Source organism: Klenkia marina (assembly GCF_900101025.1).
GTDB lineage: Bacteria > Actinomycetota > Actinomycetes > Mycobacteriales > Geodermatophilaceae > Klenkia > Klenkia marina.
Window position 1 is genome coordinate 606,095 of sequence record NZ_FMUH01000001.1, and the last position, 20,251, is coordinate 626,345.

The following is a 20,251-nucleotide window of genomic DNA, read 5'->3' on the forward strand; positions in this document are numbered from 1 at the left end:
GCTCAGCGGGTGCCGACGACGACCACGGCGCCGCGGTCGTCGTCGGCGACCACCCGGGCCCGCAGGCCACCCCCCTCGACGGCGGCCACCGTCCCGTCCACCTGGCGCCGGCTGGTCTCCAGCAGCAGCGAGCCGCCGGGGGCCAGCCAGTCCCGGGCCCCGGCGGCGACCCGGCGGTGCAGGTCCAGTCCGTCGGGTCCGCCGTCCAGGGCCACGGCCGGTTCGTGGTCGCGGGCCTCGGGCGGCATGGCGTCGATGGCGTCGGTGGGCACGTAGGGCGCGTTGACGCAGAGCAGGTCGACCCGGCCGCGCAGGCCCGACGGGAGGGCGTCGTAGAGGTCGCCGACCACCGCGCCCACCCCGTTGCGCCGGGCGCAGGCCACCGCCGCGGGGTCGAGGTCGGCGGCGACGAGCTCGACGTCCCCCAGCCCGGCGGCGACGGCCAGGCCGACGGCCCCGGCACCGCAGCACAGGTCGACCACGACCCGGCCACCGAGGGCCACGGCCTGCTCGACCAGCAACGCGGTGCGCTGGCGGGGGACGAAGACGCCGGGGTCCAGCAGCACCCGCAGGCCGCAGAAGCCGACCCAGCCCAGCACCTGCTCCAGCGGCTCACCGGCCACCCGGCGGGCCACCAGGCCGTCGAGGTCGCGGCCGTCGGCGAGGAGCAGCGCGGCCTCCTCCTCGGCGAACACGCAGCCCGCCGCCCGCAGCCGGGCCACGACGTCGGCGGTCACCGCGGCGCCCAGTGCTCGGCCAGGGCGTCCTCGAGGTCGGTGCGCCACTGCTCGACCACGGCCGCCGGGAGGTCCGACGTGCGTGCGGCGACCACCTCGAGCCGCCCCCACCAGTGCCGCAACGCCTCGTCTGCGACCCCGGCCGGCGCCCGCCACGCCACCTCCCGCAGCAGCGCGGCCAGCCGGCGCAGCACCGCCGGCGAACCCTCCGCGTACTGCACCGGTTCCTCGAGCGCGACCTCCAGCAGGTCGGCGTAGCTCCACTGCGGCACCACCAACCGCAGCCGCCCCCCGTCGTCGGTGTACGACGCCGGGCCCAGCGACCGGTGCGCGAGGTCGCCCAGCAACGCGGACACGTGGCCGAGCCCGTGCACCGCCGTCGTCGGGTCGTTGATGCCGCTGCTCAGCGCCCGCGAGACCACGTCGACCGTCGTGCGCAGGCCGTAGCCGAGGTCGCGGTCGGCGTGCCGCTCGAAGTCCAGCTCCACCCCGGCGTCCAGGGCCTCCTGCAGCTGCCCGGCATCGGCCCCGTCGGGCAGCCAGGTGTGGGCCACCGGTACCCCGGCGACGACGCCGTCGCCGATGCGCGGGACGAGCACGACCACGGCGTCGCAGCGGGTCGCGGCGGCCACGATGCGGGCCTCGTCGACGTGCACGACGAACCCGCTCGACCGGGCCGGCAGGGCGGACGGCGGCCCGGTGGGCAGCGCCGGGACCGGCCGCGCGGGCCCGGAACCGACCTCCTCGTCGAAGGTCGACATGGCCTCGTCGTGCACGTCGCGCAGCATGGTCTCGACCCGCAGCGACCGGGCCAGGTGGCCCAGGAACAGCAGCAGTGCGACCACGGACCCCAGCGTCAGCAGGTAGGCCAGCGTGACCGACAGCCTGGGCACGAAGGCGCTGGTCCCGGACTCGTCGTCCTGCGTGCGCACCGTGCGCAGCACCGTCAGGGCGTAGACGAACGTGAGCACCAGCTGCGCCAGCGTCACCTGCACCACCCGGTCGCGGGTGAACGTCTGCAGCAGCCGGGGCGAGTACTGGCTGCTGCCCAGCTGCAGCGCGACGACGGTGAGGGAGAAGGTCAACCCGGTCACCGACACCAGGGACCCGGCGATCGCGGCCAGCACGTCGCGCGCGGCCGAGGGGCCCCCGCCGAAGACGAACGTGAACGGGGTGTCCCCGCCGAGCGCCTCGTCCAGCGCGGGGACGGCGACCCCGAGCCCGATGGCCAGCGCGACCCCCACCACGGGGATCGGCCACAGCGAACCGCGCAGCCGACGCCACGCCCGCTGCGGCCAGGGACGACGTCGGCTGCTCACCGGGGGAATGGTCGGGCACGGCGGCGCACCCCGCCCGGCCGGGGTTCACTGTGCGGCGTGGACGACTGGCGGACCCTGCTGCCCACCGCCTACCTGCTGACCGGCAGCGACGCCGGGGCCCGCGACCTGCTGGCCCGCGGGCTGGCCGGGGGCGGCGGGCTCGACGGGCTGGTGCGGGCCCACCTGCGCCGCCGGTTCGGCCGCGACGCCTCGATCGCCGGGACGTCGGGCGACCCGTGGTGGCTGTCCCCCGCCGACGTCGCGACCGCCCGCGCGACGGCCGCCGCCCTCGACGACCTCGACCGCCCCGCCCGGACGGCGACCGTGCTGCGCTGGCACGAGCGGCTGCCCGCCGTCGAGGTGGCCCGGCTGGTGCCCGGCACCGACCCCGACCCGCTGCCCGACCGCCTCGGCATCCCGGCCGACGAGCTCCCGGCCCGGCTCGAGGGCCTGGCCGAGCTCACCGACCTGCGCGACCTCACCGACGGCGACGTGGCCGAGGGCGTGCGCGCGGTGCGCAGCCGGCGCCGTGCGCGGGTGCTGCTGGCGGTCGGGGCGGTCGCCGTCCTCGGGGCCGGCGCGGTGTGGTTGCCCGGCGCCCTCCCCTCGGCACCGCCCACCGCAGCGGCCGGCACCGACGCGCCGGCGGCCGGCCCCCCGCGGGGTTCGCTGGCCGAGAACGACGCGCTGGTCGCGGCCCTGCGCGGCCGCCTCGACCCAGGACAGGACGACGGCCGGCTGGTCTACGCCGGTGACGTCGCCGGCCGGCGGTGGGTGCTCTTCGTGCGGATGACCGACGGCGCGCCCAGCGCGTACTGGTTCACGGGGGACGCGGGCGCCGACCCTGCCGACCTCCTGCTGTCCGGGGCGTCGTTCACCGACGGCGGCGGCCCCGCGGCCTGGTCGATGGCGGTGGGCACGGCGGGGGGCACCACCCTGCTCGTGGTGGCCGACCCCGGCGAGGACGTCGAGGTGACGCCGGGGTTCGCCGTGGCGGCCGACGGCACCGCCTCCCTCGCGTTCACCCCCGCCGACACCGAGGACGGCGTCGCGGCGGCGCAGCTGTCCGGCGCCGTCGGCCCACCCGCCCTGGCCTACCGGCTGGTCCGGGACGGCGAGGTGCTCGCCACCGAGCAGCCGGTCAACTACGTGTCCGACGTCGAGGGCTCCCGGGCACGGCCGGAGCCGGGCGCACCGCGGTCGGGGCCCGGTCCGGTGGACCGCACCGCCTTCGACGCGGCGGTCGACCAGGCGGTCGTGCCCACCGGCCTGGCCGGCACCGACCTGGCGGTGGCGGTGCTGGGCGCCGGGCAGTTCCCGGCCCCCGGCGGGCTCAGCGCCACGGCGGTGACCGTGGCGGTCACCTTCCCCAGCGGCGGGGTGGTCACCTCCACCGCGTGGGCCGCGCAGGAGACCGGCGGTGGGCGCATCGCCACCTGCGGGGTCGAGACCCACCCGGCCGGCACCGACCTCGCCGCGCTCACGGTGGTCACCCGGTGCTCGGGCTACGCCACCGACTCCTCGACCTTCGGCGCGACCGTGCTGGTGGTGGCACCCACCGGCGCCGCGGTGCGGGTCAGCGACGACGCCGGGGCGGCCGTGCAGCAGCCCGACCTCGACGCGGGCTGGGCCTACGTCGTGGACGGCGCCGACGCCCTCACCGTGTACGAGGCCGACGGGGTGCCCGGCGAGGTCTCGCGGGCGGGGGCCGGCCCCTACGACTGAGCGCCCCGCCGGTGGACCGCGGCGAACCGGGCCGGTGGGGTGCCGGTGACCGCCGTCCAGTCGCGAGTGAAGTGCGCCTGGTCGGCGTAGCCGAGCACCGCCGCCGTCTCGGCCATCGAACCCTCGCCGTGCCGCAGCGCCTCGGCGGCCTCGTGCAGCCGGCGCCGCTGGATCAGCCACTTCGGGGTCAACCCGAGCCGGCGCTGCAGCAGACGCTGCAGGGCCCGCTCCCCCAGCCCGGTGGCCTCGCACAGCTGGGCCACCCGCAGCAGGTCGGGGCGGCTCTCGACCAGCGCGACCACCCGGTCGACCAGCTCGCCCTCGGCGTCCACCGGCAGCAGCGGCGCCAGCACGTCGGCGTAGGCCGCCGTCGCGGCGTGGTGGGCCTCGACGGCGTGCGGGTCGGCGGCCATGGCCGCGCGCACCCGGGCGGGCAGGTCGGTGGCGCCGAGCACCTCGGCGATGTCGACATGTCGATCGGTGAAGGTCGACATGTCGACACCGGCCACCAGTGCCCCGGCCGCAGGGGTGAGCATCACGCCGACCGCCCAGCCGTCACCGGCCAGCGTGGTCGCCGACAGACCGGTGACCACGCCGTAGAAGCGCGCGTAGTCCGGCGCCACCACCAGCAGGGCGACCGGGTACTGCAGCACGTGCTGGGTCGACTCCTGCCCCGGCGGCACCGACCAGACCGGGACCCAGAACCGCTGCACGAGCGGTTCGAGCCCCGCGGGCGGGCCGTACCGGTACATCGTGTGCGAGCGGTCGCCGGGCGGCCTCAGGTGCGCGCGCTCGACCGCGTCGGTGCTGTCGGGTTCCATCAAGACCAGCCTGCCCGACGGCGTCCAGGGTGGTCACCATGACCGACACCGCAGCCTCCTACCGATCCACCGCCGCCGCGTTGGCCGCCGTCCTGGACGCCGTCCCGGCCGACCGGTGGTCCGCGCCGTCGCCCTGCGAGGGGTGGACGGCGGCCGACGTCGTCGCCCACGTCGTGGACACCCAGCGCGAACTGCTGGCCACCCACGGCGCCGACCTCGGCCCGCGGCCCACGGGCGACCCGGCCACCGTGTTCCGGGCGCACGCCGGGGCGGTGCAGGCCGCGCTGACCGACGAGCTGGTCGGGACGCAGTACGACGGCTTCTTCGGGCCCACCACCGTGGGCGCGACCCTCGAGCAGTTCTACGTCTGGGACATGGTGGTGCACCGCTGGGACGTCGCCCGCGCCACCGGCGGCGACGAGACCCTCACCGACGCCGAGCTGGCCCGCACCGAGGCCGGCGCGGACTCCTTCGGCGACGCCCTGCACATGGACGGCATCTGCGCACCGGCCCTGCCGGTCGACGCGGACGCCGACCGGCAGACCTCGGTGCTCGCCCGGCTCGGTCGGCAGGCCTGAGCCGGGTCAGCCCGCCGCGCCCAGGGCGTCGGCCATGCGGTGGTGGGCCGCCGCCTCCGCGGCCCGGTGCTGGCGCTCGAGCGTGCGGGCCAGGGCCCGGCGCGCCCAGCCGTCGGCCGGCGCCAGCTCCACCAGCTCACCGAAGGCCTCCTCGGCCTTCGCCAGCTGCGCGGACTCGAAGCACGCACGGCCCAGCAGCTCGAGCACGGCCACGTCGTGCGGGTAGTCCGCGACCACCGGAGCCAGGATGGACACGGCCTCGGCGGGCTGACCGCTGGTGAGGAAGAGCTCCGCGCGCAGGAACTCGGAGTGCAGGTCGATGGTGGTCATCGCGGCCTCCTCTCAGGCGGCCGGTGCAACACGGCGCCGCCCGCCGCATTCCCGCACCACCTGGGGTGGAGGATCCCCCTCGTGAGCGTCCCCGTCGACAGCGCCGACGACCAGGTCCGCGACCGGGCCCGCCGCCGGGCCGTCCCCGTGCTCGTCGGCAGCCAGGTGCTCGGCGGCGTGGGCGTGGCCAGCGGCATCGCCGTCGGCGGGCTGCTCGCCGAGGACGTCGCCGGGTCGACCGCGCTGTCCGGGCTCGCGCAGACCGCCACCGTGCTCGGGTCGGCCGCGCTCGCCGTCCCGCTGGCCCGGCTCGCGGCAGCGCGCGGCCGCCGTCCGGCCCTGGCCACCGGGTACGCGCTGGGTCTGCTCGGCGCCGGGCTCACCGTGCTGGCCGCCGTCCTCGGGTCGTTCGCGCTGCTGGTCGGCGGCCTGCTGCTGTTCGGCGGGGCGACCGCCTCGGGCCTGCAGGCGCGCTACGCCGCGACCGACGCGGCGACGCCCGAGACCCGGGGCCGGTCTTTGTCGGTCGTCGTGTGGGCCACGACCGCCGGCGCCGTGGCCGGGCCGAACCTGTCCGGGCTCGGTGGCCGGGTCGGCGACGCCCTGGGGCTACCGCCGCTGGCCGGGCCCTACCTGTTCTCCGCGGTGTCGTTCGCCGCCGGTGCGCTGGTCGTGTGGCTGCTGCTGCGCCCCGACCCGCTCGTGGTCGCCGGGGGGCCGGTCGCGCCCGGGCCCCGGCCGACCGTCGGCGCCACCCTGCGCGTGGTGCTCGGCATCCCGGCCGCCCGGCTGGGCCTGGTCGCCGTGATGACCGCGCACGCCGTGATGGTCGGCGTGATGGTCATGACCCCGGTGCACCTGGGCCACGGCGGGGCCTCCCTGGAGGTCGTCGGGCTGGTGATCAGCGTGCACATCGCCGGCATGTACGCGGCCTCGCCGGTGATGGGCTGGCTCGCCGACCGGGCCGGGCGGGTGGCCACCGTGGTGCTCGGCACCGGGCTGCTCGCCGCCGCGCTCGTGGTCGGCGGGCTGGCCCCGGCGCAGGCCCGGGGCTGGGTGACCGTGTCGATGCTGCTGCTCGGGCTGGGCTGGTCGGCGGCGCTGGTCGCCGGCTCCACCTTGCTGTCGGAGTCGGTGCCCGCCGAGGTGCGCACCTCGGCCCAGGGGACCTCGGACCTGGTGATGGGCCTGGCCGGCGCCGCCGCGGGCGCGCTGGCCGGCCCGGTGCTCGCCGCCGGTGGCTACCCGACGGTGGCCGCGGCGGCCGGCGTCCTGCTGGTGCCGGTGGTCCTCCTGCTGGGCCGCCGCAGCCGCACGTAACCTCGGGCGGGCCATGACCACCCGCGACCGAGCCGACGCCTGCCCGGGTGCGGTGCAGACCCACCTGGCCGCCGACGGCCGGCTCGCCCGCGTGCGGGTGCCCGGTGGCCTGCTGTCCGGGCCCCAGCTGCTGGTGCTCGCGCAGGCGGCGGTGGACCTGGCCGACGGGGCACTGGAGCTGACCAGCCGGGGCAACCTGCAGCTGCGCGGCCTGGCCGAGGACGCCCCGCCCGAGCTCGCCCGCCGGCTGCACGACGCCGGTCTGCTGCCGTCGGAGCCGCACGAGACCGCCCGCAACGTGGTGGCCAGCGTGCTGTCGGGCCGCACCGACGGCGGGCTGGTCGACGTCCGTCCCGTCGTGCGCGCCTTCGACGCCGGTCTGGTCGCCGACCCCGCCCTGGCCGCGCTGCCGGGCCGGTTCCTGCTCACCGTCGACGACGGCCGGGGCGACGTGCACGGCCTCGCCGGCGACGTGGGCCTGCTCGGGGTCGCCGCCGACGCCGTCGCGCTCACCCTCGCCGGCCACGACACCGGCCTGCGCGCCGACCCCGCCGAGGCCCACCGCCTCGCGCTGCGCGCCGCCCACGCCTTCCTCGCCGAGCGCGAGGCCCAGGACAGCCGGGCATGGCGCCTGGTCGAGCTGGACGACGGCCCGGCCCGGGTGTCCCGGCGCCTGGTCCGCGACGAGCGCGGGACCGAGGTGTCCCCCGGGGAACGGACGGGGACGGCCGTCGGCCCGGGGGGACGTACCCCGGCCGCGGTCCCGGCCGGAGCACGACCGGGTGCACCGACACCGGTCCCCGGGGATGCCTCCGGGACTCCGCTCGGCACGGTCCGTGCCGGATCGGCCGACCAGGCCGACGGGCTCGTCGCGCTCGTGGGGCTCGTGCCGCTGGGGCGGTTGACCACGCCGGCGCTCGACGTCCTGGTGCAGGTCACCGCGGCGCTGGGCAGCGAGGTGCAGGTGACGCCGTGGCGCAGCGTCGCCGTCCCCGACCTGCCCGACGAGTACGTCGACGACGTCGCCACCGCCCTGCACCACGCGGGCCTGGTGTTCGACGCGGACAGCCCGTGGGCGCACGTGACCGCGTGCGCCGGGCTGCCGGGGTGCGCGAAGTCGCGCGCCGACGTCCGGGCCGACGCCGCCCGGGCCGTCGCGACCGGCACGCTGCCGGTCGCGGGCCCCCAGCACTGGGCCGGGTGCGAACGCCGCTGCGGGCGCCCGGCAGGATCGACCGACGTCCTGGCCACCGGTCAGGGCTACGAGATCGGAGCAGGGTGACGAGCAGGACCGAGTACGAGTACGAGCACGACGGCGCCGAGATCTACCGGCAGTCGTTCGCCACGATCCGCCGCGAGGCCGCGCTGGACCGGCTGCCGGCCGACGTCGCGCAGGTGACGGTGCGGATGATCCACGCCTGCGGGCAGGTCGACCTGGTCGACGACGTGGCGTTCTCCGAGGGCGTGGTGGGCAAGGCCCGCACGGCGCTCGAGCGCGGCGCCCCGGTGCTGTGCGACGCGCAGATGGTCGCCGCCGGCGTCACCCGCAAGCGGCTGCCGGCGTTCAACGAGGTGGTCTGCACGCTGAACGACCCCCGCACGCCGGACCTCGCCCGCGAGATGGGCACCACCCGCACCGCAGCCGCGCTGCACCTGTGGGGCGAGAAGCTCGACGGCGCCGTGGTGGCCATCGGCAACGCGCCCACCGCGCTGTTCCACCTGCTCGAGATGGTCGCCGCCGGCGCCCCGCGCCCCGCGGCCGTCGTCGGGATCCCGGTCGGGTTCATCGGCGCGGTCGAGAGCAAGGACGCCCTGGCGGCCTCGGACCTCGACTTCCTGGTCGTCCGCGGTCGGCGTGGCGGGTCGGCCATGACCGCGGCCGCGGTCAACGCGCTCGCGAGCACCGCCGAATGACCGGACGCCTCTACGGGGTCGGGCTCGGCCCCGGTGACCCCGAGCTCGTCACGGTGAAGGCGGCCCGGCTGATCTGCGCCGCCGACGTCGTCGCCTTCCACTCGGCGCGGCACGGCCGGTCGGTCGCCCGCGGGCTGGCCGAGCCCTACCTGCGCGCCGGCCAGGTCGAGGAGCTGCTGGTCTACCCGGTGACCACCGAGACCACCGACCACCCCGGCGGCTACCAGGGCGCCATCGACGAGTTCTACGAGGCCGCCGCGGCGCGGCTGGCTGCGCACCTGGACGCCGGGCGCGACGTCGTCGTCCTGGCCGAGGGCGACCCGTTCTTCTACGGCTCGTACATGCACATGCACAAGCGGCTGGCGCACCGGTACCCGACCGAGGTGGTGCCCGGCGTGACCAGCGTGAGCGGGGCGTCGGCGGTGCTGGGCCGGCCGCTGGTCGAGCGCGACGAGGTGCTCACCGTGCTGCCCGGCACGCTGCCCACCGAGGAGCTCGCCGCCTGGCTGGAGACCGCCGACTCCGCCGCGGTGATGAAGCTGGGCCGCACGTTCCCCGCCGTCCGCGACGCGTTCGCCGTCGCCGGGGTGCTCGACCGCGCCTGGTACGTGGAGCGGGCCACCACCGACCGCGAGCGCGTGCTGCCGCTGGCCGACGTCGACCCGGACTCGGTGCCCTACTTCTCGCTGGCGCTGCTGCCCAGCGAGCTGACCGGCCCCGGCAACGACGCCCCCGACCTCGCCGTGCCCGCCGCGGCCCACGGGGAGGCGAGGGAGCCCCTGCACCACGCCCCGGGGGCAGAAGACGGTGCGGGGGCTCCCCTGCCGCAGGGTCCCGGGGCGGCTCCCGGGTCGGTGACCGTCGTCGGACTGGGGCCCGGCGCTCGCTGGTGGACGACGCCCGAGGCCGTCGCCGCGCTGGCCGAGGCCGACGACCTGGTCGGCTACGGGCCCTACCTCGACCGGGTCGCGGCCAACCCGCGGCAGGTCAAGCACCCCAGCGACAACCGGGTCGAGGCCGAGCGCGCCGCGGCCGCCCTGGCGATGGCCCGCACCGGCCGTCGGGTCGCGGTGGTCTCCAGCGGCGACCCGGGGGTGTTCGCGATGGCCGCCGCGGTGCTCGAGGTGGCGGCGGCCGACTTCCCCGACGTCCCGGTGCGGGTGCTGCCGGGCATCACCGCCGCGCAGGCCGTCGCCTCGCGCATCGGGGCGCCGCTGGGCCACGACTTCTGCATCCTGTCGCTGTCCGACGTCCTCAAGCCCTTCGACGTCGTGCTCGACCGGCTGCGGCACGCAGCGCAGGCCGACCTGGTCATCGCGATCTACAACCCGCGCTCGAAGGCCCGGCCGCAGCAGCTGTTCGACGCCCGCGAGGCGCTGCTCGAGGTGCGCTCAGCCGACACCGTGGTGGTCGTCGGTCGCGACGTCGGCGGGCCCGAGGAGTCGGTGACGGTGACCACGCTGGGCGACCTCGACCCCGGCACCGTCGACATGCGCTGCCTGGTGATGATCGGCAGCACCCAGACCCGGGTGACGCCGAGCGGGCAGGTCTACACCAGCCGCACCTACCCCGGCTGACCGTCGCCCGCCCCGCCCCGCCCCGCCCCGCCCCGCCTGGCGGCGGCGCCGACCGTGCTGTGGTTGCTGCCACCGCTCCGCCGACGGCGCAGAGATCGCACTCTCGACCATGGCCCACCCGTGCGGTGGTCAGCTGCCGGGGTGGAGGGGAAGCCCCACCTCGGCAGCGCGGATCTGCAGCGCCTCCCCGATCCGCGCCACCACGCCGGCCATGTCGTGGTGGTCGGGAGCCGTCACGTAGAACAGCCGCCAGCCCAGCTCCTGGACCTCGTTCAGCACGCGGCGGTCCTTCGGCAGGGCGAACCGGGTCTCGGGTCGGGTGGACGTGCCGATGTGGGTGGCCCCGTCGTACTCGACGGCCAGGCGCAGGTGCGGCCACGCGAAGTCCAGGAGCTTCACCCGTCGTCCGGAAGCATGGGCCAGCCGGTACTGGGCGACGGGCGGCGGCAGACCGGCGGTTCCCATGGCCAGGCGCAGGCGCGTCTCGGGCGGCGAACCGGCCAAGCCGTCGGCATCGAGGAGGGCAGCGCGCAACCCTCGGCAGCCACGGCCGGTCCAACCCGCGGCAGCACGGCGCAACGACACCAGCGAGGCCCCCGTCGACTCGACGAACTGGTCGAGGACGACGACGGAATCGACGTGGCTGCGGGCCGGGTCGGCGGCGAGTTCGAGCGCTGCGTGCTCGGGCCACAGCGTAGGCACGTCGCGGAGCCACGGCGGGGCGCCCACCTGGTGGTCCGCCAGCACCCGCCGACGGACGACGAGGCCTGGTACCCGGGTTCGACCGCCCGGGGGGATCGTCACCTCGACGTGGGGGCACCGCGCGGCACCGTCGGGCCCGTCGACGTCGACCCGCCAGAGCCAGGCCGCGCTGCGACCGGTGACCACCGCATCGGGCAGGAGCACCGCAGCCGCCCGCGCCCGCAGCTCGTGGGTGAGGTCCGCGTCCGCCCGGGTGTACACGTCGGGGAGGACGCGCTGCCAGCCGCGCCCGCGCAGCTGCGCCGGCGTCAGCAACCCCTGGGCCACGGCGACGGACCCACGGAACGGGCCGGCCAGCAGCTCCGGCGGGACCGGGCGGGCGGGTCGGGGCACGGCTGTGCAGCGTGCCGGACGACGACGCCCTCCGCACTCACCGTCCCCCCGGCTGTGGACAACCACTGCACACCCACGTCGACTGTGCGGCCCCTGTCGTCACGACGGTCTCCGGACAGCGCTGGTCGCACACCCAGCGGACCATGCGGGTCGCGGGGGCGGGAACACACGCGGGTCGCGCGGTGCTGGCCTGCTGCGTGCGCACCCTCTCCCGGCCCGTCGCGTTCTGGTCGGTGGCGGTGCTGCTGGTCCTCGTGCTGGCGGCCTCCGGCGTCCCGTCGCCGCTCTACCGCGTCTACGCCGAGGAGTTCGGCTTCGGCTCCGGGCTCATCACGGTCGTGTTCGCCGTGTACGCCCTCGCCCTGCTGGTCGCGCTGCTGACCGTCGGCGCGCTGAGCGACCACGTCGGACGGCGGCCGGTGCTGGCGGTCGCCCTGGTGGTCGAGGCCGCCGCGATGGTGCTGTTCCTCGCCGCCGACGGCGTGGCCTGGTTGCTGGCCGCCCGCATCGTGCAGGGCCTGGCCACCGGCGCCATGACCGGGGCGTTCGGTGCCGCGCTGCTGGACCTGCAGCGCACCGACCGGCCCCGCGGCGCGCTGGTGAACTCGGCCTCCCCCGGGCTGGGGCTCTCGCTCGGCGCGGTCGGTGCCGGTGTCGCGGTGCAGCACCTGCCCTCGCCCACCGACTGGGTGTTCGGGGTGCTCGCCGCGCTCTTCGTCCTCGCCGCGGTGGCGGTCTGGGTGGCGCTGCCCGAGACCTCGCCGCGGGTGCCCGGTGCGGCGGCCTCGCTGCGGCCCAGCGTCCACGTGCCGCGGGCCAACCGGCGGGCGTTCACGACGGCCCTGCCGTGCCTGATGGCCACCTGGGCGCTCGGTGGGCTCTACGCCTCGCTGGGCCCCTCGCTGGTCGCCGACGTCTACGGCGTCGCCGACCACGCCGTCGGCAGCCTGGTGGTGCTGGCGCTCAACGGCACCGGGCTGGCCGGCTCGCTGCTGACCCAGCGGCTGCGCCCCACCCAGGGGATGGTGGTCGGCGCGTCGGTGTTCGCCGTCGGCGTCGTCGGCACCGTGGCGGCGCTGGCCGCGGGGTCGTTGGCCGCGTTCTTCCTGGCCGCCGTGGTGTCCGGGTTCGGCTTCGGCTCGGCCTTCCTGGGCGCGATGGCCACGGTCACCCGCGGCGTGGACCCCGCCCAGCGCGCCGGGCTGCTCTCGGCGGTCTTCACCGCCAGCTACCTGGCCTTCAGCCTGCCGGCCATCGCGGCGGGCACCGCCGCCGCGCACGTGGGGCTGACCACCACCGCCGAGGTGTACGGCGGGGTGGTCGTGGTGCTGGCGCTGAGCGCGGTCGCCGGGCTGCTGGTGCAGCGCCGGCCGGTCACAGCAGGCTGAGCCGCCGCTGCTCCCGCAGTGCCGCGAACACCTGGGCCCGCAGCAGGTCGGCCATGCTCTCGGGCAGGTCGACGAAGGCGACGGTGATGTCCCAGCCGGTCGCGTCGCCGACGACGGTCCGCAGCGTGCCGGCGGCCGGGAAGACCGCGCCGCGCAGCAGCAGCCCGATGTCCACCGCGGCGCCCTCACCGGGCGCGTGCGGGCCGGTTTCGACCCGGGCCCGCAGACCGGCCTCGCTGAGGTCGGTGGTGCGGCCGCGGAAGACCGCGCCGGTGGCGAAGTCGGTGACCTGCAGCTCCAACCGCACCGGCGCCCGGACGGCGTCCCGGCGGTTGCCCCGCTCGGGGGACGCCGCGGGCAGCAGCTGCCAGCGGACGCCGGTGCGGACCGGCCAGCGCAGCCCCAGCCGGGCCAGCACCGTGTGCACGCCCTCGGGTGCGGCCCAGTAGATGCGCAGCGGCTCGGTGCGGACCGGCTCGACGGGCAGCTCGACGACGACGGCGCCGGGGCGCACCAGCGCCACGTGGCCCGTGAGGACCTCCGCGCCGGCCACGACGTCGACGAGCGCGCCGGTCACCGGCAGCTCCACCGCCACGCTCCACCTCCCTGTGGGGAACGTGTGCGTTCCCCGTCGGTCTGGTGATCGGCCGCGGAGGCCGTCGCGATGAGCCCACGGGCGGGTGATCACCCGCCCGGGTCAGGTCCGCAACGCCACCAGTGCGGCGGGCACCTCGGCCGGGGTGGCGACGACGACGGCCGCGCCGGCCTGGGCCAGCTCGCCCGGGCGCGCCGGCCCCCAGCCGGCGCCCACGCACGGCAGCCCGTGCACGCGGGCGCCGACGACGTCCTGCGCGCGGTCACCCACCAGCACCGGCTGCGCGCCGTCCGGGTGCTCGGCGAGCGCGCGGGCGACGACCTGCTGCTTGTGCCGCACCCGCCCGTCGAGCGTCGCGCCGTGCACGCTGTCGAACGCCTCGCCCAGCCCGACGTGGTCGAGGATCCGGCGGGCGAACTCCACGGGCTTGGAGGTGGCGACGGCGAGCAGCTGGCCCTCGCTGCGCAGCTGCGCCAGCAGCTCGGGCACGCCGGGGTACAGGGGCGCGTCGAACATCGCGCCGGCCGCGTAGTGCGCCCGGTAGGCCGCGACCGCCCGGTCGACGTCGGGCAGGTCGAGCCCGAGCACGGTGGCGAAGCCGTCCTGCAGCGGCGGGCCCACCATGGCGGTGAGCTGGTCGGACGTCGGCTCGGGCAGCCCCAGCCGGGCGGCGGCCACCCGGACCGAGGCGTGGATGCCCGGCGCGGAGTCCACCAGCGTCCCGTCGAGGTCGAACAGCGTCAGAGGCACGCGAGGGCCTCCTGCACCGAGGCGACCACGAGGACGCCGTCCGGGATCGGGGGGCGGCGCACCAGCACCACCGGGATGCCCAGCTCGCGTGCGGCGACCAGCTTGGCCGCGGTCATGTGCCCTCCCGAGTCCTTGGTCACGACGACGTCGACGGCGTGCTCCCGCATCAGGGCCAGCTCGTCGTCGACGGTGAACGGCCCGCGGGCCAGCAGCAGCACCGCCCCGGCCGGCAACGGGTCGGTCGGCGGGTCGACGCAGCGCACCAGCACCCGGCCGGGCAGCCCGGCGAACGCGCCCACGCCCTGCCGGCCGGTGGTCAGGAAGACCGTGCCGTGCACCATCCCGGCGGCGTCGGCCAGCGAGTCGGCCCACCGCCAGTCGTCGCCCGGGCCGGCCGTCCACCCGGGGCGCTGCAGGCGCAGCAGCCGGGTGCCGGTGGCGGTGCAGGCCCTGGCTGCGTTCGCGGTCATGCCGGCGGCGAAGGGGTGGGTGGCGTCGACGACGGCGCCGGGCCGGTGCTCGCGCAACCAGGCCGCGAGCCCCTCGACCCCGCCGAACCCGCCGACCCGCACGTCGCCGTCGGGCAGCCGCGGGTCGGCCAGCCGCCCGGCCAGCGACGACACGACGTCCACGCCGTCGGCCACCAGCGCCGCGGCCAGCTCGCGAGCCTCCCCCGTCCCGCCCAGCAGCAGCACGCCGGGGCGACCCCGTCGCACGGACCCGCCACGGACCTCCGAGGGGCGGGCGGCGACAGGGTCCGTCATCGCGGGCGCGTCGTGGAGTACAGGTGGCTGTCGGGGAAGGCCGCGGCGGTCAGCACCGGGCCGACGACGACGACCGCCGTCCGGACGACGCCCGCCGCGGCGACCTGCTCGGCGATGTCGGCCAGTGTGCCGCGCAGCACCAGCTCGTCGTCGCGGGAGGCCCGCGCCACCACCGCCACCGCACCGTCGGGGCCGTAGTGCTCGGCCAGCTGCGGGGCCAGCTCGGCGATGCGCTGCACGGCCAGGTGCAGCACCAGCGTGGCGCCGGTGGCGGCGTAGGCGGCGAGCTCCTCCCCCGGCGGCATGGCGGTCGAGCGGGCCGACGTGCGGGTGAGGACGACGGTCTGGCCGACGCCGGGCACGGTGAGCTCCCGCTTCAACGTGGCCGCGGCGGCGGCGAAGGCGGGCACCCCGGGGACGACGTCGTAGGGCACCTCGGCGGCGTCGAGACGGCGCATCTGCTCGGCCATCGCGCTGTAGACCGACGGGTCGCCCGAGTGCAGCCGGGCGACGTCGAGGCCGGCCTCGTGCGCCCCGACGAGCTCAGCGGTGATGGCGTCGAGGTCGAGGTCGGCGGTGTCGACCAGCCGGGCGTCGGGGCGGGCGGTGTCCAGCAGCTCGCGCGGCACCAGCGCGCCGGCGTAGAGCACCACGGGGCAGGCGGCGATCAGCCGCGCCCCCCGCAACGTCATGAGGTCGGCGGCCCCGGGCCCGGCCCCGATGAAGTGGACCGTCATCGCGTGCCGCTCCAGATGGTCACGGGCATGGCCGCCTTCCACCCGAGGAACCCGCCGACGGGTTCGGCGCGCTGCACGGCCAACCGCACCATGGCGCCGCCGTACCGGGACTGCCAGTCGGCCAGCACGGCCTCGCTCTGCACGGTGACCGCGTTGACCACCAACCGGCCGCCGGCCGCCAGGGCGTCCCAGCAGGCGTCGAGCAGCAGCGGCGTGGTGGCGCCGCCGCCGACGAACACGGCGTCGGGGGCGGGCAGGCCGGCGAGCGCGTCGGGCGCCCGGCCGTGCACGACCCGCAGCCCGGGGACGCCGAGCCCGGCTGCGTTGCGTGCGATGCGGGCGGCCCGCTCGGCCACCGGCTCGACCGCCACCGCCCGGGACGACGGGTGCACCCGCATCCACTCGATGCCGATCGACCCCGAGCCCGCGCCGACGTCCCAGAGCAGCTGGCCGGGCACCGGGGCGAGCCGGGCCAGCGTCACCGCGCGCACCTCGCTCTTGGTGAGCTGGCCGTCGTGCTCGAAGGCGTCGTCGGGCAGCCCGGGCGTCGTGGGCAGCAGCGCGGCGCCCCGGCACTCGACCGCGGTGACGACCAGCGGGTGGGCGCGGTCGACCCAGGCGGACGCCGTCCCGGTGGTCACCGACTCCTCCGGCCCGCCGAGCGCGGCGAGCACGGTGACCGTCGACTCCCCGTAGCCCCGGTCGGTGAGCAGCGCGGCCACGGCGGCCGGGGTGGCGCCGTCGGACCCCAGCACCAGCAGCCGGCGTCCGGGGTGCACGTGCGGGTGCAGCAGCTCGACCGGCCGGCCGACCAGCGACACCACCTGCGTGTCCTCCACCGCCCAGCCCAGCCGGGCGCAGGCCAGCGACACGGAGGACGGCGCGGGCAGCACCCGCACGGCGTCGGCGCCGAGCTCGCGCACCAGCGTGGTGCCGATGCCCGAGAGCATGGGGTCGCCCGAGGCCAGGACGACGACCGCACGACCGGCCAGCTCGGCGAACAGGCCGGTGATGGCCGGCACCAGCGGGGAGGGCCAGGTGCGGCGCTCGGCGGCCGACGTGGGCACGAGGTCGAGCTGCCGAGCGCTGCCGACCAGCACGTCGGCGTCCTGCACCGCGGCACGCGCGAGCGGCGAGAGGCCGTCCCAGCCGTCGGCGCCGATGCCGACCACGACGACGGGCGGGGTCCGGGGACGGGACGGGGCAGCCGTCACGCGGGGAGGTCCCCCTGCGGGCCGGCGGCCTCGGCCAGCAGCTGCTCGCGCTGCTCGGCGGGCAGGCGGTCGACGTAGACCGTGCCGTCGAGGTGGTCGACCTCGTGCTGCAGGCAGCGGGCCGCCATGCCGGTGGCCTCGATCGAGGTGGGGTCGCCGTGCGCGTCGACGCCGTCGACCCGGGCTCGGAAGGCGCGGTCGAGCTCGGCGTAGGGGCCGGGCACCGACAGGCAGCCCTCCTCGGTGCGCTCGACCTCGGGCTCGTCGTCGAGCGGCTCGAGGATGGTGAGCACCGGGTTGCAGACGTAGCCGACCACGTCGTTGCCGTGGGCGTCGGGGCAGTCGATGACGAACACACGGGCGTCGACGCCGATCTGGTTGGCCGCCAGGCCCACGCCGTCGGCGGCCTGCATCGAGGCGAACATGTCGAGCACCAGGTGCCGCAGGTCGCGGTCGAAGGTGGTCACGTCGGCGCAGCGCCGGTGCAGCACCGGGTTGCTGCCGTAGGTGACGATCGGCCGGGCGACGCCGTCGTAACGGCCGGGCAAGCGCATGGGGGCCGATCGTAGTTGGCACCATTCCGCGCGTGGACCTCCCGACCGCCGCCGGCCTCGCCCTGGGCTCGTTGGCCGACCAGGCGTTCGGCGACCCCCGCCGCGGGCACCCCGTCGCCGGCTTCGGCCGGGCCGCCGCCGCGCTGGAGCCGCTGACCTGGCGCGACTCCCGGACCGCCGGTGCGGGCCACTGGCTGGCCTGCGTCCTCCCGGTGGCCGGGCTCGGGGTGGCCGCCGACCGGGCCACCCGCGGCCGCCCCGTCGTCCGGGCGCTGGTCACCGGGGCCGCCACCTGGGCGGTGCTCGGCGGGACGTCGCTGGGCCGGGCCGGGGGCCGGATGTCCGAGCTGCTGGACGACCTGCCCGCCGCCCGGGCCCACCTGCCCACGCTCGCCGGGCGCGACCCGTCGGCGCTGGGCGAGGCCGAGCTGGTGCGGGCGACGGTCGAGTCGGTCGCGGAGAACACCTCCGACGCCGCGGTCGCCCCGCTGGTCTGGGGCGCGGTGGCCGGGGTGCCGGGCCTGCTCGCCTACCGCGCCGTGAACACGCTCGACGCGATGGTCGGGTACCGCTCGGCCCGGTACGCCCGCTTCGGCTGGGCGTCCGCGCGGGCCGACGACGTCGCCAACTGGGTGCCCGCCCGGCTCACGGCGGCGCTGACCGTGGCGGTGGCGCCGCTGGTGGGCGGGTCGGCGTCCGGGGCGTGGCGCACATGGCGGCGCGATGGCGGAGCCCATCCGAGCCCGAACTCCGGCCGCTGCGAGGCCGCCGCGGCCGGCGCACTGGGCGTGCGCCTGGGCGGGCGCAACGTCTACGGCACCCGGGTGGAGGACCGCCCCACGATGGGCGACGGCCGCGCCCCCGTGCGGGCCGACGTCGGCCGGGCGGTCGCGCTGTCCCGCGCGGTGTGGACGGCGGCAGCCGCCCTCGCCGTCACCGCCCGCCTGCTGCGCCGCCGCCCCTGACCTCCGGACTCCCGACCCCCGGATCGACGCTGGGCACCGGGCGCGGTCAGCGGGCGGCGCGGGGGACGAACGCGGGGGCGGGCTCGCGCGGCGCCGGCTCGCGCCCGGGCCCGGGGGCCAGCGCGGGAACGGCGCGGTGCACGACGCCGCGGGGCTGCGGCCAGCCACCGTCCCCGGGGTGGCTGCGCGGCGGGTCGGCCGGGCCTCGCCCACCCCGGACGGCGATCACCAGCGTGGTCACCGACAGGGCCGCGACCCCGAGCAGGAACAGCAGGACGAGCACTCCACCTGTGGTCATGCAGCAACTGTGGCGCAGGTTGGCCTGGTCAAGCCCGGTCCACTGCGGCATGGTGGACCCATGCCAATCACCGCCGACCAGTCCACCCGGGTGCACGAGCTGGCGGTCCTGCTGGGCGATGCGGCCGGTCACCCGGGCCCGCGGTACGCCGCACTGGCGAACCGGGTGCAGGAGCTGCTGAGCACCGGCGCCCTCCCGGTCGGCACGCGGCTGCCGGCCGAGCGCGAGCTGGCCGAGGCCCTCGGCGTCAGCCGGGTGACCGTCGCCAGCGCCTACCGCACCCTCCGGGAAGAGGGCTACGCGCAGACCCGGCACGGCTCGGGCACGGTCACCGAGCTGCCGCGCACGCCGGTGGTGGACTGGCCGCTGCCCCGCGACGCCGACGGGGTCATCAACCTCGCGCACGCCGCTCCCCCGGCCTCGGCGCACCTGCTGCCGGCCTACACCAGGGCGCTGGAGCTGCTGCCCGGGGCGCTCGGCGACTCGGGCTACCACCCCGACGGCCTGCCCGCCCTGCGCCAGGCGGTCGCCGACCGGTTCACCGCGCGCGGGCTGCCCACCGACCCCGACCAGGTGGTGGTCACCGCCGGCGTGATGGACGCCGTCGGCCTGGTCACCGCCGCCCTGCTGTCCCCCGGCGACCGCGTGCTGGTCGAGCACCCCACCTACCCGGGGGCGATCAAGCTGTTCGACGACCTGGGCGCCCAGCCGGTGCCGGTCGCGGTCGACCCGGCCGACCCCGACGCCCTCGTGCAGGCCGCGCACGCCGCCGCCCGGCAGAGCGCGCCGCGCATGGCCTACCTGATGCCCGACCACTCCAACCCGACCGGCGCCACGCTCTCGGCCACCGGACGGCGCCGGTTGGCCGCCACGCTCTGGCAGCAGGGCACGGTCACCCTGGTCGACGAGGTCACCAGCGGGCTCGAGCTGGACGACGAGACCGGTGAGCCGCCGCCCTTCGCCGCCGGCGTCCCCGACACAGCCACCATCACCGTGGGCGGGCTGTCGAAGTCGGTGTGGGGCGGGCTGCGAGTGGGCTGGTTGCGCACCGACGCCGCCCTGGCTGCGCGGCTGGCCGACACCTACGCCCAGCGGCAGCTCACCGTCGGGGTGCTCGACCAGCTCACCGCCACGTTCCTGGTCGCCGACCTGCCCCGGGTGCTGGCCGACCGCCGGGCCGAGCTGCGGGCCGCCCGCGACGTCCTCACCGCGACCCTCGCCGCGGAGCTGCCGGACTGGACGCCCTACCCCGCCACCGGCGGGCTGGCCCTGTGGTGCCGGCTGCCGGCGGGGCTGAGCTCGGCCGCGGTGGCCCGGGCGGCGCTGGTCGAGGGCGTGCGGGTGGCCGAGGGCCGGGCCTTCGGCACGGGCGCGGCGTTCGACGACCACCTGCGGCTGCCGTTCACCCGGCCGGCGGCCGAGGTGCGCGCCGCCCTCGCCGTCCTGGCCCGGGTCTCGGGGCCGCTGCGGGGCCGGGGCGACCGCACGACGTCGGCCTCGGTGCGCGCCGTCTGAGGCCCCGCCCAGGGCGGGCCGACGGCGCCGGGGGATGATGCCCCGGCATCGTCGA

Annotated in this window: 21 protein-coding genes; 9 read left to right on the forward strand and 12 right to left on the reverse strand. The window is 77.4% G+C overall.

The features are described 5' to 3' along the window. Positions 1–2: 2 nt before the first annotated feature. On the reverse strand, positions 3–737 hold the full coding sequence (locus BLP29_RS03090) for a putative protein N(5)-glutamine methyltransferase (RefSeq protein ID WP_092799638.1): 735 nt from the start codon (positions 735–737) through the stop codon (positions 3–5). Next, positions 734–2,056, reverse strand: coding sequence for a DUF2254 domain-containing protein (locus BLP29_RS03095; protein ID WP_165839252.1), 1,323 nt, complete (start codon positions 2,054–2,056; stop codon positions 734–736). The genes BLP29_RS03090 and BLP29_RS03095 overlap by 4 nt, the downstream gene beginning before the upstream one ends. 57 nt (positions 2,057–2,113) lie before the next feature. Here BLP29_RS03095 and BLP29_RS03100 point away from each other — a divergent pair, with 57 nt between their 5' ends. After that, entirely contained in the window at positions 2,114–3,781 is a 1,668-nt protein-coding gene (locus BLP29_RS03100; RefSeq protein WP_092799642.1) for a hypothetical protein, read from the forward strand. Here the strand turns inward: BLP29_RS03100 and BLP29_RS03105 are convergent. Then, a complete protein-coding gene (locus BLP29_RS03105) occupies positions 3,772–4,602 on the reverse strand; it encodes a helix-turn-helix domain-containing protein (RefSeq protein ID WP_092799644.1) in 831 nt (276 codons plus the stop codon). The genes BLP29_RS03100 and BLP29_RS03105 overlap by 10 nt on opposite strands. Before the next feature lie 38 nt (positions 4,603–4,640). Here BLP29_RS03105 and BLP29_RS03110 point away from each other — a divergent pair, with 38 nt between their 5' ends. Beyond that, positions 4,641–5,180, forward strand: coding sequence for a TIGR03086 family metal-binding protein (locus BLP29_RS03110; RefSeq protein ID WP_092800766.1), 540 nt, complete (start codon positions 4,641–4,643; stop codon positions 5,178–5,180). A gap of 6 nt (positions 5,181–5,186) precedes the next feature. On the opposite strand, the gene BLP29_RS21730 is transcribed toward BLP29_RS03110, so the two are convergent. Next, positions 5,187–5,510: a tetratricopeptide repeat protein gene (locus BLP29_RS21730; RefSeq protein ID WP_092799646.1), complete on the reverse strand. Its 324-nt coding sequence runs from the start codon at positions 5,508–5,510 to the stop codon at positions 5,187–5,189. A gap of 81 nt (positions 5,511–5,591) precedes the next feature. Between BLP29_RS21730 and BLP29_RS03120 the strand changes: the two genes are divergently transcribed. Genes BLP29_RS03120 through BLP29_RS03135 form a run of 4 tightly spaced genes read left to right on the forward strand, consistent with a single transcriptional unit; the run spans position 5,592 to position 10,321 of the window. Further along, a complete protein-coding gene (locus BLP29_RS03120; RefSeq protein ID WP_165839253.1) occupies positions 5,592–6,830 on the forward strand; it encodes an MFS transporter in 1,239 nt (412 codons plus the stop codon). A gap of 13 nt (positions 6,831–6,843) precedes the next feature. Continuing rightward, complete coding sequence (gene cobG / locus BLP29_RS03125; RefSeq protein ID WP_092799648.1) at positions 6,844–8,112, forward strand: precorrin-3B synthase; 1,269 nt, start codon at positions 6,844–6,846, stop codon at positions 8,110–8,112. Next, on the forward strand, positions 8,109–8,744 hold the full coding sequence (locus BLP29_RS03130) for a precorrin-8X methylmutase (RefSeq protein ID WP_092799650.1): 636 nt from the start codon (positions 8,109–8,111) through the stop codon (positions 8,742–8,744). Before cobG ends, BLP29_RS03130 begins: the two co-directional genes overlap by 4 nt. After that, positions 8,741–10,321 carry a precorrin-2 C(20)-methyltransferase gene (locus tag BLP29_RS03135; protein ID WP_092799652.1) on the forward strand — a complete coding sequence of 527 codons (1,581 nt, stop codon included), beginning with the start codon at positions 8,741–8,743 and terminating at the stop codon, positions 10,319–10,321. The genes BLP29_RS03130 and BLP29_RS03135 overlap by 4 nt, the downstream gene beginning before the upstream one ends. 129 nt (positions 10,322–10,450) lie before the next feature. Here BLP29_RS03135 and BLP29_RS03140 read toward each other — a convergent pair whose 3' ends face one another. Further along, entirely contained in the window at positions 10,451–11,416 is a 966-nt protein-coding gene (locus BLP29_RS03140; RefSeq protein WP_243469654.1) for a hypothetical protein, read from the reverse strand. Positions 11,417–11,613: 197 nt separating this feature from the next. Here BLP29_RS03140 and BLP29_RS03145 point away from each other — a divergent pair, with 197 nt between their 5' ends. Continuing rightward, entirely contained in the window at positions 11,614–12,804 is a 1,191-nt protein-coding gene (locus tag BLP29_RS03145) for an MFS transporter (RefSeq protein WP_243469655.1), read from the forward strand. On the opposite strand, the gene BLP29_RS03150 is transcribed toward BLP29_RS03145, so the two are convergent. The 6 genes from BLP29_RS03150 to def all read right to left on the reverse strand — a co-directional run bounded on the left by BLP29_RS03150 (position 12,791) and on the right by def (position 17,418). Continuing rightward, positions 12,791–13,399: a PilZ domain-containing protein gene (locus tag BLP29_RS03150; RefSeq protein WP_165839254.1), complete on the reverse strand. Its 609-nt coding sequence runs from the start codon at positions 13,397–13,399 to the stop codon at positions 12,791–12,793. The two genes, BLP29_RS03145 and BLP29_RS03150, sit on opposite strands and share 14 nt — an antisense overlap. A gap of 102 nt (positions 13,400–13,501) precedes the next feature. Continuing rightward, the gene (locus BLP29_RS03155; protein ID WP_092799658.1) at positions 13,502–14,149 is read right to left on the reverse strand and encodes an HAD hydrolase-like protein; all 648 of its coding nucleotides are present in this window, start codon (positions 14,147–14,149) and stop codon (positions 13,502–13,504) included. Next, positions 14,140–14,844 carry a cobalt-precorrin-6A reductase gene (locus tag BLP29_RS03160; RefSeq protein WP_243469656.1) on the reverse strand — a complete coding sequence of 235 codons (705 nt, stop codon included), beginning with the start codon at positions 14,842–14,844 and terminating at the stop codon, positions 14,140–14,142. The genes BLP29_RS03155 and BLP29_RS03160 overlap by 10 nt, the downstream gene beginning before the upstream one ends. A 65-nt stretch (positions 14,845–14,909) precedes the next feature. After that, positions 14,910–15,650 carry a precorrin-4 C(11)-methyltransferase gene (cobM, locus tag BLP29_RS03165; RefSeq protein WP_092799662.1) on the reverse strand — a complete coding sequence of 247 codons (741 nt, stop codon included), beginning with the start codon at positions 15,648–15,650 and terminating at the stop codon, positions 14,910–14,912. Further along, positions 15,647–16,864, reverse strand: a complete 1,218-nt coding sequence (cbiE, locus tag BLP29_RS03170; protein WP_092799664.1) for a precorrin-6y C5,15-methyltransferase (decarboxylating) subunit CbiE — start codon at positions 16,862–16,864, stop codon at positions 15,647–15,649. Before cbiE ends, cobM begins: the two co-directional genes overlap by 4 nt. Beyond that, positions 16,861–17,418 carry a peptide deformylase gene (gene def / locus BLP29_RS03175; protein WP_092799666.1) on the reverse strand — a complete coding sequence of 186 codons (558 nt, stop codon included), beginning with the start codon at positions 17,416–17,418 and terminating at the stop codon, positions 16,861–16,863. The genes cbiE and def overlap by 4 nt, the downstream gene beginning before the upstream one ends. A gap of 32 nt (positions 17,419–17,450) precedes the next feature. Between def and BLP29_RS03180 the strand changes: the two genes are divergently transcribed. Beyond that, positions 17,451–18,383, forward strand: a complete 933-nt coding sequence (locus tag BLP29_RS03180) for a cobalamin biosynthesis protein (protein ID WP_092799668.1) — start codon at positions 17,451–17,453, stop codon at positions 18,381–18,383. A gap of 46 nt (positions 18,384–18,429) precedes the next feature. Here BLP29_RS03180 and BLP29_RS03185 read toward each other — a convergent pair whose 3' ends face one another. Next, on the reverse strand, positions 18,430–18,681 hold the full coding sequence (locus BLP29_RS03185) for a hypothetical protein (protein ID WP_133378981.1): 252 nt from the start codon (positions 18,679–18,681) through the stop codon (positions 18,430–18,432). Between the two features lie 60 nt (positions 18,682–18,741). Between BLP29_RS03185 and yczR the strand changes: the two genes are divergently transcribed. Then, positions 18,742–20,196 carry a MocR-like transcription factor YczR gene (yczR, locus tag BLP29_RS03190; RefSeq protein ID WP_092799672.1) on the forward strand — a complete coding sequence of 485 codons (1,455 nt, stop codon included), beginning with the start codon at positions 18,742–18,744 and terminating at the stop codon, positions 20,194–20,196. Positions 20,197–20,251 lie beyond the last annotated feature (55 nt).